Source organism: Paeniroseomonas aquatica, from assembly GCF_030409335.1.
GTDB classification, from domain to species: Bacteria; Pseudomonadota; Alphaproteobacteria; order Acetobacterales; family Acetobacteraceae; genus Belnapia; species Belnapia aquatica.
The window spans coordinates 1-14583 of record NZ_JAUFPN010000153.1; the positions used below are offsets into that span (position 1 = coordinate 1).

At 70.9% G+C, this 14583-nt stretch carries 14 protein-coding genes; 8 read left to right on the forward strand and 6 right to left on the reverse strand.

The features are described from left to right. Positions 1 to 67: 67 nt before the first annotated feature. Positions 68 to 376 carry a con-10 family general stress protein gene (locus QWZ14_RS15155; RefSeq protein WP_290317566.1) on the forward strand — a complete coding sequence of 103 codons (309 nt, stop codon included), beginning with the start codon at positions 68 to 70 and terminating at the stop codon, positions 374 to 376. A gap of 88 nt (positions 377 to 464) precedes the next feature. Here the strand turns inward: QWZ14_RS15155 and QWZ14_RS15160 are convergent, their stop codons facing one another. Both QWZ14_RS15160 and QWZ14_RS15165 read right to left on the reverse strand, forming a co-directional pair. After that, positions 465 to 1454 carry a catalase family peroxidase gene (locus QWZ14_RS15160; RefSeq protein ID WP_290317567.1) on the reverse strand — a complete coding sequence of 330 codons (990 nt, stop codon included), beginning with the start codon at positions 1452 to 1454 and terminating at the stop codon, positions 465 to 467. Positions 1455 to 1677: 223 nt separating this feature from the next. Then, positions 1678 to 3075 carry an MATE family efflux transporter gene (locus tag QWZ14_RS15165; protein WP_290317568.1) on the reverse strand — a complete coding sequence of 466 codons (1398 nt, stop codon included), beginning with the start codon at positions 3073 to 3075 and terminating at the stop codon, positions 1678 to 1680. Positions 3076 to 3221: 146 nt separating this feature from the next. Between QWZ14_RS15165 and QWZ14_RS15170 the strand changes: the two genes are divergently transcribed. From QWZ14_RS15170 to QWZ14_RS15195, 6 genes are all read left to right on the forward strand, one after another. Further along, on the forward strand, positions 3222 to 4277 hold the full coding sequence (locus QWZ14_RS15170; RefSeq protein ID WP_290317569.1) for an alpha/beta hydrolase: 1056 nt from the start codon (positions 3222 to 3224) through the stop codon (positions 4275 to 4277). 245 nt (positions 4278 to 4522) lie between these two features. Continuing rightward, positions 4523 to 6313 (forward strand): IlvD/Edd family dehydratase, encoded by a 1791-nt coding sequence (locus QWZ14_RS15175; protein WP_290317570.1) that lies wholly within the window; start codon positions 4523 to 4525, stop codon positions 6311 to 6313. Between the two features lie 179 nt (positions 6314 to 6492). Continuing rightward, a complete protein-coding gene (locus QWZ14_RS15180; protein ID WP_290317571.1) occupies positions 6493 to 6933 on the forward strand; it encodes a hypothetical protein in 441 nt (146 codons plus the stop codon). A gap of 118 nt (positions 6934 to 7051) precedes the next feature. Then, positions 7052 to 7273 (forward strand): hypothetical protein, encoded by a 222-nt coding sequence (locus QWZ14_RS15185; protein WP_290317572.1) that lies wholly within the window; start codon positions 7052 to 7054, stop codon positions 7271 to 7273. 112 nt (positions 7274 to 7385) lie between these two features. Then, positions 7386 to 8135 carry an SDR family oxidoreductase gene (locus QWZ14_RS15190; RefSeq protein WP_290317573.1) on the forward strand — a complete coding sequence of 250 codons (750 nt, stop codon included), beginning with the start codon at positions 7386 to 7388 and terminating at the stop codon, positions 8133 to 8135. 46 nt (positions 8136 to 8181) lie between these two features. Continuing rightward, the gene (locus QWZ14_RS15195; protein WP_290317574.1) at positions 8182 to 9033 is read left to right on the forward strand and encodes a fumarylacetoacetate hydrolase family protein; all 852 of its coding nucleotides are present in this window, start codon (positions 8182 to 8184) and stop codon (positions 9031 to 9033) included. Positions 9034 to 9069: 36 nt separating this feature from the next. Here the strand turns inward: QWZ14_RS15195 and QWZ14_RS15200 are convergent, their stop codons facing one another. The 4 genes from QWZ14_RS15200 to ggt all read right to left on the reverse strand — a co-directional run bounded on the left by QWZ14_RS15200 (position 9070) and on the right by ggt (position 13771). Beyond that, on the reverse strand, positions 9070 to 10038 hold the full coding sequence (locus QWZ14_RS15200; protein WP_290317575.1) for a 2-hydroxyacid dehydrogenase: 969 nt from the start codon (positions 10036 to 10038) through the stop codon (positions 9070 to 9072). A gap of 42 nt (positions 10039 to 10080) precedes the next feature. Next, the gene (locus QWZ14_RS15205) at positions 10081 to 11397 is read right to left on the reverse strand and encodes an NtaA/DmoA family FMN-dependent monooxygenase (protein ID WP_290317577.1); all 1317 of its coding nucleotides are present in this window, start codon (positions 11395 to 11397) and stop codon (positions 10081 to 10083) included. A gap of 183 nt (positions 11398 to 11580) precedes the next feature. Next, positions 11581 to 11784: a hypothetical protein gene (locus tag QWZ14_RS15210; protein ID WP_290317578.1), complete on the reverse strand. Its 204-nt coding sequence runs from the start codon at positions 11782 to 11784 to the stop codon at positions 11581 to 11583. Positions 11785 to 12076: 292 nt separating this feature from the next. After that, positions 12077 to 13771: a gamma-glutamyltransferase gene (gene ggt / locus QWZ14_RS15215; RefSeq protein WP_290317579.1), complete on the reverse strand. Its 1695-nt coding sequence runs from the start codon at positions 13769 to 13771 to the stop codon at positions 12077 to 12079. Positions 13772 to 13906: 135 nt separating this feature from the next. Here ggt and QWZ14_RS15220 point away from each other — a divergent pair, with 135 nt between their 5' ends. Next, on the forward strand, positions 13907 to 14551 hold the full coding sequence (locus tag QWZ14_RS15220) for a hypothetical protein (protein WP_290317580.1): 645 nt from the start codon (positions 13907 to 13909) through the stop codon (positions 14549 to 14551). The last annotated feature ends 32 nt before the right edge of the window (positions 14552 to 14583 follow it).

A 14583-nucleotide genomic window follows, 5' to 3' on the forward strand; every position in this document is an offset into this window, starting at 1 on the left:
GGGAATCCCAAACGAGTCACGCTCTCGGAGACTTGGTATAAGGCGAGGCCGAAAGAAAGGAAACACCATGGCAAATAACACCAGCGGTAATCCCGGTAACTTCGCCAATGAACCTGAGAAGGCGCGTGAAGCCGGCCGTGTCGGTGGGACGCACCAGGGACAGGAGAACAACCCGGCCAATTTCGCCAACGACCGCGAGAAGGCGGCCGAGGCCGGAAGCAAGGGCGGCCAAGCCAGCCAGGGCGGCGGCAGCGGCGGCGGTCAGCAAGCCAGCCAGGGCAGCGGCAGCGGCGGAAATTTCGCCAATGACCGGGAGAAGGCCAGCGAAGCCGGCCGTAAGGGCGGCCAAGCCAGCCACGGTGGCGGCCGCAGCTAAGCCCCCGATCGACTAACGGGCGCGCGCCCCGGGCCAGCGATGGTCTGGGGCGTTGCCATGCCGACTGGTCCGTCGGGCCAGCCCGGCGTCACGGATTGCGCCGGGCGAAGGCCACCGCATAGACCGCGTCGCGGGCGGCGAAGAACGGATCGTCGCCGCGCGCCAGCCCCGGCAATTCCTTGCCAGGCAGGAAGCCGATCGGCTTCTCCGCCTCGGCCGAATTTGGCACCTCCCCGGTTACCAGGATGCGGCCGAGATTGACCACGCGGCGCTCCTCCGGCCAGGCGATGGTGGGGTCGTTGGTGGGGTCGCCGGGCTCGGCGATCTGGGCCTCCAGGCGGAAGGCGACGGGGCCGGCCTTGGTGCGGGCCTCCAACTCATCGAACAGCGCGTTCGGCGGGCTGGCGGCGGCTTCCTCGGCGCTGCGGGCGGCGTAGCCGGCCTCGGGCAGGATGCGCCAGCGGATGGCGCGGGTTTCGCCCGCCGCATTGGTCAGGCGATAGGCGTGGATCGCGAAGTAGCTGTCGGTGGCGAAGCTCTGCGGCATCGGCTTCAGCCCGGCGACGAAGCGCTGCGCCGCCGGATGGCTGCCGATGAAGCGTTGCAGCGCGGTCGGCTGCGGGCTGTTCGGCGGGCTGGCCTGGGCGGCCTTGTTGAAGGCGATAAACTCCTCCGGCGTCGGCGAGACGAAGACCGGCATGTTGATGCACATGAGGTCGGTCGAGCGGCCGTCGGGCAGCTGGAAGCTCATGGCCATGCCATGCACCGGTACCGCCTTGTCCGGCACGGCGATGACGCCGCCGCCGAGCGAGAAGCGGATCACCATCGGCACCGGCTGGCCCTGGAGGTGCGGGGCGGTGCTGAGCATCGCGGCATCCGGCGTGGCGGTGAAGGTGCCGGCATAGACCGCGCCCTTGGCGTGGTTGACCCGGCGGCCCGGCAGTACCTCGGGATTGTTGCGCGCCATCACGTCGAACAGGCGTTGGCCGAGCGCTGCATCGGCCTCCTGTGCCAGCGCCGGGTCCGCGAGGGACAGGGCGGCGACCAGGGCGGCGAACAGCAGGGATCGGGTCTGCATGGCAGGGCTCCGGAGAGTGAGGCCCCCCGCTAGGCCAGCAGGGCGCGCTTGGCCACTCACCCGTCTGTGCGCGCCCGCATGGGCGGCCACCGGCGTCGCCGCAGTGGGTCCGGGGCTGCGCCTGGCCCGAACAATGCCGGTGGCGAGGCCGGCCAGACGCAGCCACTGGGCAAGGCGGATGGCCCCTGGCGCGGCGCCGTCCGCCACCCATCCGCCAGGACCTTCAGGCGATGGCGGCGGCGCTTTCGCGGGAGAGCCGACGCCAGCGCGCCAGCATCAGCCCCGCGACGATGCCCAGGCCCGCGGCAAGCCCGACCCAAAGCCCGGCCGGTCCGAGGCCGGCCCAGAATGCGAGGCCGACGCCGATCGGCATGCCGAGGCCCCAGTAGCCGAGCGCGGCAAAGAGCATCGGCACGCTGGTATCCTTCAGCCCGCGCAGCGCGCCGGCCGCGACCGCCTGCACGCCATCGGCCAGCTGGAAGATGCCGGCGATGGTCAGCAGCACCGCGCCGAGTGTCGCGGCGGCGGCGGCCTGCGGCTCGGCCGGGTTGAGGAAGGCCCCGGTGATCGTCCGGCCGGCGAGGATCAGCAGCGTCGCCGTCGCCAGCATGAAGCCTGCCCCGAGCCCGATGGCGACCCAGCCGGCCCGCCGCGCCCCGGCGAGATCCCCAGCGCCGGCCAGCAGCCCGACCCGCGTCGTCGCGGCCTGGCCGATGCCCATGGGCACCATGAAGGTCAGCGCCGCGGTCTGCAGCGCGATGGCATGGGCCGCGACGGCGACCGCGCCGAAGCCGCCCATGGCCAGGGCGGCCGCGCTGAAGACGCCGATCTCGAGCAGCATCTGGCCGCTGATCGGCAGGCCGATGCGGAAGACCTCGCGCAGCCGGGCCGGGTCGTTGCGCCAGAACCGGCCGAGCAGGCGGAAGCGGCCGAGCCGGCGGTCGCGCGCCACCACCAGCAGCAGGCCGCCCAGCATCAGGAGGTTGGCCAGCGTGCTGGCCAGGCCGGCGCCGAGGATGCCGAAGCCGTGCCAGCCGCCGACGCCGAAGACCAGCAGCCAGCCGAAGACCGCGTTGGCCACCACCGCGACGCCGGTGACGAACAGCGCCGGTCCGGGCCGCTCCATCGCCGCGAGGAAGCCGCGCAGCACGATGAAGCCACAGAAGGGGATCAGCCCCCACATCATGGCCCGCACATAGGTGCCGGCGGCGGCGGCCAGTCCCGGGTCCTGGCCGAGCAGGCGGAGGAGGTCCCCGGCATGCCAGAGGATGAGCAGCGAGGGGACCAGCAGGATGAGCGAGGCGACCAGGGCACTGCGGGCGCCCCGCCGCATCTGCCGGACCCAGCCGCGGCCATGCCCGGCCCGCTGCCCATGGCCACGGGCCTGGGCCAGGATCGGCCCGGCCGCCAGGGCGGTGCCGAGGGAGGGCGCCATCAACGCCCAATAGAGGTTGGCGCCGAGCGTCGCCGCGGCCAGCGCCTCGGTCGAAAGCCAGCCGAGGATGATGGCATCGGTGACGGCCAGGGCGTGCTGGCTGAGGTTGGTGAGGGCGAGCGGCCAGGCGAGGCCGAGCGTGACCCGGGCTTCCGCCCGCCACCCGGTGCCGTGTTTGCGTTCCATCCGCGGGGTGTAGCCCAGGGGGTGATGACAGGCCTATGACGTCTGTCGCGGGGCAGGGTGGACCGTGGCGGCTGCCGCGGCAGGTTGCCCTCGGGCCACAGTTGCCCCCAAGGTTCCCTGTCCAAGGTTTGAACCGGAGTGCCCCCATGCAACGCCGCGCGCTGCTCGCCGCCCCCCCAGCCGCCGCCCTGGCGGCCGCCAGCCTGATCCCCGCCGCGGCCGAGGCCCAGGGCGCGCCCCCCATCGTCACCGAGGAGTTCATGGTGCCCTCGGGCACGCCGGGGATCGAGCTCTTCGTCCGCAACAAACGACCCGAGGGTGTGGCGGCCCGGCCCGACCGGACCCTGCTCTTCGTGCATGGCGCGACCTATCCGGCGCATACCGCCTTCGACCTGCCGCTCGGCGGGCTGTCCTGGATGGACTACATCGCCGGACGCGGCTTCGACGTCTGGTGCATGGACCTGCGCGGCTATGGCCGCAGCACCCGGCCACCGGAGATGGCGCAGCCGCCGGAGGCCAACCCGCCGCTGGTACGGGGCGAGCAGGCCGTCGCGGATATCGGCGCCGTCAATGCCTTCATCCGCCAGCGTCGGTCACTGGCCAAGATCATCCACATGGGATGGTCCTGGGGGACCGGGCTGCAGGGGCGCTTCACCGCCGACAACCCGGCAGTGGTCGAGCGTCTGGTTTTGTTCGCACCGCAATGGCTGCGGGAGGGGCCGAGCCTCGCCGCCGCCAGTGCCGGCGGCACGCTTGGAGCCTATCGCTACGTCACCCAGGCACAGGCGCGGGAGCGCTGGCTGACCGGGGTGCCGGAGGCCAAGCGCGCGACGCTGATCCCGCCCGGCTGGTTCGAGCATTGGGCGGGTGTCACCTGGGCGACCGACCCGGAAGGGCTGCGGCGCAACCCGCCGGCGCTGCGGGCGCCGAACGGCGTGGTGCAGGACAGCCGGGAGTTCTGGCAGGCCGGCAAGCCCTTCTACGACCCGGCCAAGATCACCGCCCCGACCCTGCTCGTGGTGGCGGAATGGGACCGGGACACCCCGCCGGCGCTCGCCAATGCGCTGTTCCCGCTGCTGACCAACAGCCCCGGCAAGCGGCTGGTGCAGCTGGCGGAGGGGACGCATACGATCCTGATGGAGCGCAATCGCGGGGCCCTGTTCCAGGCGGTGCAGGTCTTCCTGGAGGAGGCCATCGCCTAGCGCCACGGGGCGCCCCTTAACCCGGACGCCGCGCCCATCCGGACGCAGCCGGATTAGCCGGCAGCCCCGACGACTCGGCTGCCCCCCCCCTGGGCGGGCTTCGCCATGTGGGGGTGGGGCATCGGGGCGGGTGACGCGCCGGCGCAGGGGATCGCCGGCTCCTGCAAAGCGTCCGCCTGCCCATCACGAGAGCGTTGACACCCCGCCCGGGCCGACCCAGCCTTGTGCCAGCGGGAGTGAATGCCATGGCCGGATCAGACCAGACCAAGAAATCCTTCAAGCTGCGCAGCCAGCGCTGGTTCGACGACCCGGAGGACCCGGGGATGACGGCGCTCTATGTCGAACGCTTCCTTAACTTCGGAATGACCCGGGGCGAACTGCAATCGGGCAAGCCGATCATCGGCATCGCCCAGACCGGCAGCGACATCGCCCCCTGCAACCGGCACCACCTGGCGCTGGCGGACCGGATCAAGGCGGGCATCCGCGATGCCGGCGGCATCCCGCTGGAATTCCCGATCCACCCGGTGCAGGAGACGGGCAAGCGGCCTACCGCGGCGCTGGACCGCAACCTAGCGTATCTCTCGCTCGTCGAGGTGCTGCACGGCTATCCGCTGGATGGCGTGGTGCTGACGGCCGGCTGCGACAAGACGACGCCGGCGGTGCTGATGGGCGCGGCGACGGTCAACATCCCGGCCATCGTCTTCTCCGGCGGGCCGATGCTCGACGGGCATTGGAAGGGGCGGCTGACGGGCAGCGGCACCATCGTCTGGGAAGCCCGCAAGCTGCTGGCCGAGGGCAAGATCGACTACAACGGCTTCATGGAGCTGGTGGCCTCCAGCAGCACCAGCGTCGGCCATTGCAATACCATGGGCACGGCGCTGTCGATGAACTCGCTGGCCGAGGCGCTGGGCATGTCGCTGCCGGGCTGCGCCGCCATCCCCGGCCCCTACCGCGAACGGGGGCAGATGGCGCATGCGACGGGCCAGCGCATCGTGCAGATGGTGCATGAGAACCTGCGGCCCTCGGATGTGCTGACGCGGCAGGCCTTCGAGAATGCAATCGTCGCCGCCAGCGCGCTGGGGGCCAGCACGAACTGCCCGCCGCATATCATCGCCATCGCCCGGCACATGGGCGTCGAGCTGAAGATCGAGGATTGGGACCGGCTCGGTCACGACATCCCGTTGCTGGTCGATTGCCAGCCGGCGGGGCGGTTTCTCGGCGAGGCCTTCCACCGGGCGGGCGGCGTGCCGGCTGTCATGCGTGAATTGCTGGAGGCCGGGAAGATCCATGGGGGGGCGATGACGGTGACCGGCCGCAGCATGGCCTCGAACCTCGAGACCCTGCCGGAGACCGACCGCGAGGTGATCCGCGCCTATGCCACGCCGCTGAAGGAGAAGGCGGGCTTCGCCATCCTGTCGGGCAACATCTTCGACAGCGCGGTGATGAAGATCAGCGTCATCGACAAGGCCTTTAGGAACCGCTTCCTGTCCGACCCGCCGGATGTCTTCAACGGCAAGGTCGTGGTCTTCGAGGGGCCGGAGGACTACCACGACCGGATCGAGGATCCCTCGCTGGGGATCGACGACCACACCGTGCTGGTGATCCGCAACTGCGGCCCGGTCGGCTACCCCGGCAGCGCCGAGGTGGTGAACATGCAGCCGCCGGCGGCGCTGATCAAGGCGGGGATCGACAGCCTGCCGACCATGGGCGACGGGCGGCAGAGCGGCACCTCGGCCAGCCCCTCCATCCTCAACATCTCCCCGGAATCGGTGGTGGGCGGGGGCTTGGCGCTGCTGAAGTCGGGTGACCCGATCCGCATCGATCTCAACACCCGCAAGGTGGACCTGATGATCCCGGAGGCGGAGCTGGCGGCGCGGCGGGCGGCCTGGGTGCCGCCCAAGCTGCCGAACAAGACCCCCTGGGAGGAGATCCAGCGCAGCATGGTCGGGCAACTCGGCACCGGCGGCTGCCTGGAGCCGGCGACGCTCTACCTCGATGTGCTGACGACGCGGGGGGAGAGCCGGCACAACCACTAGGACAGCGCCGCCCCGCCTGTCGCCCCCGGCTGCCGAACCCTGCGGCATCCCGGGTGTTATCCCGGGGCAGGGCATGCCGATCCTTGCGGCCTGGCGCCGGGCGTCGCTCCGGCGGCGCCTCTCGTGTGTGCGGGCAAGATGCGGGGGCCGGCAGCGATTGCCTTTCCGGGAGCAACGACATGATCCGTACCGCCATCTTCGCCCTCGCCTTGACCCTGGCACTGCCGGGCGTCGCCCTGGCGCAGCTCTACGACAGCGGCTGGAGCCGGATCGCGGTCGGCGACCTCGAGCAGCTTGAACTGAACGGCGGCGGCATTCGGGTGAACAACTTCCTGGTGCACCCGGAACAGCGGTCCGGCCGTCAGGCGCCGCCGGAGGAAGCGTTGCGCAGCTTCCTGTTCACCGCCTCCACGATCCGCCAGCAGGAGAAGGCGCGCGAGGTCTTCATCCAGCTGATCGGCATGCGGGAGAACGGGAGCCCGACGCTGTCGACCGCCGGCCGGGCGACCTTCAATTCAACGGGCGGGCGTCAGGCGCAGCAGGTCCAGAGCCGCACGCCGGCCAGCGCGGCCGAGATGGCGGAGACGCGGAGCTACTTCGTCCGCATCATCGTCCAGTAGCCGGTGCGGCATCCGCGCGGCGGATGGGCGCCATAGATGTTCTGGATTGGTACCACGGCACCGGCCATCCATCTGCTGCGGTGATGCCGGCCGGGCCGGTACCAGAATCGGAACCGCCATGCTGAAAGCCGCATCCCTGACCACGGCCTTGCTGCTGGGCTTCGCCGCCATGCCCGCGCTTGCCGAGCCTGCTGCGAGGGAGCCGGCCGCTTCGGCAGCCATGCACCGGACCCTGGAGCAAAATCAAAGGGTCTTGGTCGGTCTGCCGCCCGCCGCCCCGCCGCCGCTGGTTGGAAGTCGGGTGACGCCGCCCGCCCGCCGGCTGGCCTCGGCCCGGTAGCACCACCAACCCGTGTCTCTGCCGCAGCCCGTGGCGGCTGCGCGCCGCCTGCCGGTTGACGGAACCCGCAGGGCCGTGATCATGGCACCCCATCAGGGGTGGGGATGCGGCCATGGTGGGCAGGCTGGCGGGTAAGCGGTGCTTCGTGACGGCGGCCGGGCAGGGCATCGGCCGGGCGACCGCGCTGGCCTATGCGGCGGAAGGTGCCAGCGTGGTGGCGACCGACCGCGAAGCGGCGAAGCTGGCGGGGCTCGAGGCCTCGGGCATCGAATGCCTGGCGCTCGACGTGCTGGATGATGCGGCGGTGGCCGCGGCGATCGCCAACGCAGGGCCGCTCGACGTGCTTTTCAACTGCGCCGGCTTCGTCCACCAGAACACCATCGAGACCTGCACCGACGCGGACTGGAACTTCGGCTTCGCGCTGAACGTCCGGTCCATGTGGCAGACCATCCGCGCGGCGCTGCCGGCGATGGTCGCCAAGGGCGGCGGCTCCATCGTCAACATGTCCTCGGCCTGTTCCTCGGTGAAGGGGGCGCCGAACCGCTTCTTGTATGGCACCACCAAGGCGGCGGTGATCGGGCTGACGAAATCGGTCGCAACCGAGTATGTGACCCGGGGCGTGCGCTGCAATTGCCTCTGCCCCGGCACGGTCGATACGCCGAGCCTGGGCGAGCGGGTCGCAGCCAATGCCGCGGCCGCCGGGTCGCTGGAGGCGGCGCGCGCGGCCTTCGTCGCGCGCCAGGCGATGGGGCGGCTGGCGACGGCCGAGGAGATGGCGGCGCTGGTGGTCTATCTCTCGGCGCCGGAAAGCACCTTCGTGACCGGGCAGGCCATCGTCATCGACGGTGGCTGGACCCTCTAGTTTTCCCGTCGGCGCAACGCCGGCGCATTCAGGTAGGAGACGATCCATGAAGCTTTTGCGCTACGGCCCCGATGGCCAGGAAAAGCCCGGCATGCTCGATGCCTCGGGCACCCTTCGTGACCTCTCGGGCGTGATCCCCGATCTCGCCGGGGAGGCGCTGTCGGCCGCCGGGCTGGCGAAGCTCGCCGCGCTCGATCCGGCTTCGCTGCCGGCCGTCTCCGGCAGCCCGCGCATCGGGCCGCCGACGACGGGGATGAAGAACCTCATCTGCATCGGGCTGAACTATGCCGACCATGCGGCCGAGACCGGCTCGCCGGTGCCGAAGGAGCCGATCGTCTTCCTGAAGTCGCTCGGCGCGCTGTGCGGCCCGAACGACGACGTCATCATCCCGAAGAACTCGGTGAAGTCCGACTGGGAAGTCGAGCTCTGCATCGTCATCGGCACCAAGGCGAAGTGCGTCAGCGAGGATGCGGCGCTGGACCATGTGGCGGGCTATGCGCTGGGCAACGACGTCTCCGAGCGCGAGTGGCAGATCGAGCGCGGCGGCGCCTGGGACAAGGGCAAGGGCTGCGACACCTTCGGCCCGGTCGGCCCCTGGCTGGTGACCAAGGATGAGGTGCCGGATCCGCAGAACCTGACGATGTTCTGCGACGTCGATGGCGTGCGGATGCAGGATGGCAGCACGCGGACGATGATCTTCGGGGTGAAGACCATCGTCTCCTATGTCTCGCACATGATCACGCTGCATCCGGGCGACGTGATCTTCACCGGCACGCCGCCGGGCGTAGGCCTCGGCAAAAAGCCGGCGCCGATCTTCCTGAAGGCGGGGCAGACCATGCACCTCGGCATCCAGGGGCTGGGCGAGCAGACCCAGCGGACCGTCGCCTACGAGGGCTGAGCAGACGGGCGCCGGCCGTGCGGCCGGCGCCTGCGTTCACGCCAGCTCGGGGATGATCCAGAGCGGCTTCTCGCCGCGCGCCACCCGCTGGCAGTTGTCGAAGGCGTTGCGGAAGCGGGCCTGCTGGTTGTCCCAGGTGGGGCCGGCGAAATGCGGGGTCAGGATGACGTTCGGCAGCCTGAACAGCGGGTTGTCGGCCGGAGGCGGCTCCTGGTCAAAGACATCGAGGCCGGCGCCGGCGATGCCGCCGGATTCGAGCGCCGCGGTCAGCGCCACCTCGTCGATCACCGGGCCGCGGCAGGTGTTGATGACATAGGCGCTGGGCTTCATCTGGGCGAGCTCGGCGGCGCCGATCATGTGCTTGCTGGCGGGCGTCAGCGGTACGTGCAGCGAGACAATGTCCGAGTTGCGCAGGATCTCGTTCAGCAGCTTGAAGCGGACGTCGAGCGCATCCTCCTCCGCCTCGGAGACGCGACGGATGTCGTAGTAGTGGACGGTCATGCCGAAGGCATTGGCCAGCCTCGCGACCTTCTTTCCGATGGCGCCGAGACCCACGATGCCCAGCACCTTGTCGCGCAGCTCGAAGAGCTTGGTGCTGCCGGGGTTGTTGCCGCGCCAGCGGCCGGCGACCACGCTCTCATGCTGCCAGACCAGGCGGCGGCAGGTTGCCAGCATGAGCATCAGCGCGTGTTCGGCAACCGCGGTGCTGTTCGCCCCGCCGTTGTTGCACACGGGGATGCCGGCGCCGCGGGCGGCCTCGATATCCACCGTGTCGTAGCCGGCCGACAGCAGCTGGAAGAGCTTCAGCTTCGGCGCAGTGGCGAAGAAGCCGGCATCGATCGCCTTGTTGCCGAAGCCGACGAGGAAATCGGCGCCCGGTGCGGCGGCCTTGAACTCGGGGCCGCCGAAGGGGGCGATCACCAGCTCCATGCCGGCGGGAGCCAGCTCGCGGGCAATCTCGGCCGCGCTCAGCGCGCTGTCCATCATGACGATACGCGGGGCCATTGGGGGTGCTCCTGGACGTTGTTGCGGCCAGGATAGCCCGCCTCAGAATTCCAGCAAATTGTCGCGGAATTGAGCATGCGCATAGGCGCGGCGGGTCAGGCCGCGGGCCTGCAGCGCGGGCACCAGACCGTCCGCCACCTCGGCGATGGTGCGGCGGCTGACGTCGGTCATGGAGAAGAGGAAGCCGTCGCCGCCGACCTCCTCCATCGCCTCCGCCATTTGCCCGGCGATGGCATCCGGCGTGCCGACCAATTCGATCGAGCCGGAGGTGCCGCGGTAGCTCAGCATGGCCTGGCGCAGCGACTTGCTGCCGGCGGTGCGCTTGAAGTCGTCCAGGCTCTGCTGATGGCCGTTGGTGCGCAGGTCGAGCGTGTTCACCGGCGTGTCCAGGTCGTACTGGGCGAAGTCGATGTTGGTGATCTTGCCGAAAAAGGCCAGCAGCTGTGGGATCTGCGCCTCGGCGCGGGCGCGGCGCTGGGCCAGGCGTTCCTCGGCCTCGGCCTGGGTATGGCCGATGACGGGGTTCACCAGGAAGAGCACCTTCACCCGGTCCGGGTCGCGGCCCTGCGCCGCGGCGCGGGCGCGGACGTCGTCGCGGTAGGCCTTCATGCCGGCGGTGCCCTTGACGCCGGCGACGATGGTATCGGCATTGGCGCTGGCGAATTGGCGGCCGCGGTTGCTGCCGCCCGCTTGGGCGATGACCGGGCGGCCCTGCGGGCAGGGCCCGGAATTCAGCGGGCCATGGGTCTTGTACCAGCGGCCCTCGAAATCGACGGCATGGACCTTGGTGTGGTCGATCATCACGCCGCTGGCGCGGTCGGCGATCAGCGCGCCGGGTTCCCAGCTGTCCCAGAGGCCGTTCACCGCCTGCATGTATTCATCGGCCATGTCGTATCGGACATCGTGCTCCGGCAGGGCGGGCAGGCCGTAGTTGCGGGCGGCAACGTCCGAGCTGCCGGTGACCATGTTCCAGCCGATGCGGCCGCTGCTGATCTGGTCGAGCGAGGCGATCATCCGCGCCAGCAGGTAGGGCGGATGGGTGAAGGTGGCGAAGGTGGGGACGATGCCGATGCGCTTCGTCGCCGCCGCCATCAGCGTCGCGGTGATGGCCGGGTCCTGGCGAGGGACGGCCAGCGCGTGCTTGAGGTACAGCTCGCGCGAATTGCCGTAGCTTTCGCCGACGTAGCTGCTGTCCTCGATCAGGATGTAGTCGAAGCAGGCGCGCTCGAGGTGGCGGGCCATGTCGCAGAACAGGTCGGGCGCCATCCAGTCGGTGCCGATGGTGCCGGTGAAGGGCTCGCCCCAGGCCTGGGCGGAGGAGCCCTGGAGGAACCAGCCGAGGTGGAAGGGTTTGGGCATGGGGAAGCTCCGCGGGATGCTGGGTCCCAGCATGCAGGGTTCATGCCGCGGACGGCAGCCCCGCGGGGCTCAGCCCGGCGAAGGCCCCCTGCGGCCTTCCCTGGGATCTGGGCAGCCGTGTCCGTTCCGTGACCCTGGCCAGTTCGGCGAGCAAGGAGTCCATGATCAGGGGCAGGACGGCAGCTAGGCCAGGACCCCGGCAAGGCGGATCGGCAGATGCGGCCGTCGCCTGCCGAAACGCTGCGCCCCGGCCCGGAAGCATCCGAAGGCCAGCGCCAGGGCCGAGTTTGCGCCGTCGATGGCAAGCCATTGGGGCAGTCGGCCGAGGGTGCTGCGGATGAGGGCGGCCACCGCGATGAGCAGGCAGCCGATGCCCCAATCCTTCAATCCAGTTGCAGCCGATCCTGCCGCCACAGTAGGCCGAGGAGCCAGCTGAAGACCACGGCGAGCATGAAGGCCATGGCCAGGCGGGAAGCCGGGGGAAGCCCATCCGTAGCGGCGCCGGGTGCGGGGATGCGACTCGCTGCGGCGCTGCGGCATGGTCGGCGTGGCGACTGCAGGCATAGCGTATGGCCCCTGGCGCTACGGCAAGCCGTGCTTGGCACCAATAAGGCAAATCGCGCTGAAGTTACAGCTGCCTAGAGTAGTTTCGATCCTTGCCGGCCGGCCGGCGGTGCCCTCAGGGGCGCGGACGGTCCGGCCAGAAACGCACCCCATCCCGCGCCAGGCCGCCACCGAGGCCGATGGCGGTGCCATCCGCCCGCCAGCAGGCGGCGCCCTCCAACCCGCCATCGGCATGGAAGCGGATGCCGCACATGCCGCCCGCCACGTGCGGCAGCACGACGACCTCATGACCCAGGGCCGAGAGCTCCATCCGCACCTCCGGCGCGATGCCGCCTTCCACCTCCAGCGCTTGTCCCTGGGTCCAGACCCGCGGCGCCTCGACCGCTTCCTGCAGCGACATGCCATGGTCGATCAGGGCGATGAGGCCCTGCATGGCCGAGCCGAAGATGCGGAGACCGCCGGGCAGGCCGAGGGCGGCGAAAGGCTTGCCATCCTTCAGCGCGATCAACGGGGCCTGGCTGGTGGTGATGCGCTTGCCCGGGGCGATCGACAGGGCATGGCCGGGACGGGGGTCGAACAGCGCCATGTAGTTGTTGGGGATCAGGCCGGCCTCGGGGATCAGGAAGCGGGCGCCAAAGAGGCTGTTGATGGTATGGGTCGCGCAGACGATGTGGCCCTCGTCGTCGGCGACCGTCAGGTGGGTCGTGTTCGGTGATTCGCCGGCCGCGACCCCGGCGTGCCAGTCCCGCGCCTGGTCGCGGTCGAGCAGCGCGCGGCGTTCGGCCGCATAGGCCTTGGCCAGCAGGCGGTCGACCGGGACGGTGACGAAGGCAGGGTCGGCGGTCGCCGCGGCCCGGTCGGCGAAGGCGATCTTCAGCGCCTCGGCGATCAGGTGAGTGGTCGCCGCCGTGCCGAAGCCCAGCGCGCGGAGGTCGAAGCCCTCCAGGATGTTCAACATCTGGATGACATGGACGCCGCCGGAGGAGGGCGGCGGCGGGCCGACGACCTCGTAGCCGCGATAGCTGCCGCGGACGGCGGCGCGTTCCTCCAGCCTGAAGTCGCGCAGGTCGGCGGCGGTGAGGATGCCGCCCAGGCGCTGGACATGGGCGGCGTCGGCGGCGCCGATGGCGCCGCCATGCAGGGCGCCGGGGCCCTCGGCGGCGATGGTGCGGAGCGTTTCGGCCGCGGCGCCCTGGACCAGGCGATCGCCGGGGCGGAGCGGGCTGCCGCCGGGCAGCAGCAGGGCGCTGATGGCGGAGTCGCGCGCCAGGTCCGGCGCCGCTTCCTGGATGCACTCGCCGAGGTAGGGGGTGATGGCATAGCCGCGCGCCGCCAGGCGGATGGCGGGCTGCATGACATCGGCCAGCGGCAGGCGGCCGTGACGGCGCAGCCCCTCCGCCCAGGCGAGCAGGTTGCCCGGGACGGCGACCGCCGTGGGCCCGAGGGAGTTGGCCCGCCCCTCGGTCTCCAGCGCGGCGGGCCAGTCCTGGGAGAGGGGGGTATACATGCCGGGGGTACCAGCGGCGGGGACGGTGGAGAGGCCGTCCAGCACGGTATGGCGGCCGTCGGGCAGGCGGAGATGCATCATGCCGCCGCCGAGCAGGCCGACCATCATCGGCTCGACCACGGTCAGGGCGAAGAGTGCGGCGACGGCCGCATCGACGGCGTTGCCGCCGGCGGCCAGCATCTCCGCCCCGGCGGCGGAGGCGAGCGGGTGGTTGGTGACGACCATGCCGCGGCGGCCGCGGGCGGGGTGCTTTTCGGGGGTGAAGGGGCTGCCGGCGCGGGCGCGCCAATCGTCGGATGGCATCGGATGGTCCTCGGGGTTGCCGGAGCCTCGCGCCGGGCGGCCCGGTGCGCAAGCCATGGCGGTTGCAGCCGCTTCGGCAACGTCGGACACTCGGCCGAGGCACGGCCACCAAAGGCTGGCCGGAGGGAGGAAACGATGAAGGCATCGCACTGGCTGCTGGCCCTGGTGCCGGCGGCGGGGCTGGCGCTGGGCGCCGTGGCGCAGCCGAATACCATGGGCTTCTTCGTCACCAGCAGCGGCCCTGGCCAGGGCGCCGACCTCGGCGGGCTGGCCGGGGCGGACGCACGCTGCCAGTCGCTGGCCCAGGCGGCGGGCGCCGGCGGGCGCACCTGGCGGGCCTACCTCAGCACCAGCGGCGCCGGCGGGGTGAATGCGCGGGACCGCATCGGCCGCGGCCCCTGGCGCAATGCCAAGGGCGAGGTCGTGGCCAACAGCGTGGCGGAACTGCACGGCACCAATGCTCTGACCCTGCAGACGGCGCTGACCGAGAAGGGGGAGCCGATCAACGGCCGGCGGTCCACGCCCAATACCCATGACATCCTCACCGGCTCCCAGCCGGACGGCACCGCCTTCGCCGGGGCGGAGGACCGGACCTGCCGCAACTGGACCTATTCCGGCGCCGAGGGCGCGGCGATGGTCGGGCACCACGACCGCGAGGGGCTGCGGGACGACGATGCCTCGAGGTCCTGGAACTCCTCCCACCCGAGCCGCGGCTGCGGCCAGGAGGCGCTGAAGACAACGGGCGGGGCCGGATTGTTCTACTGTTTCGCGGCGGATTGAATCTGTCACGTGGCCTGCGCTTGACGCCTGCG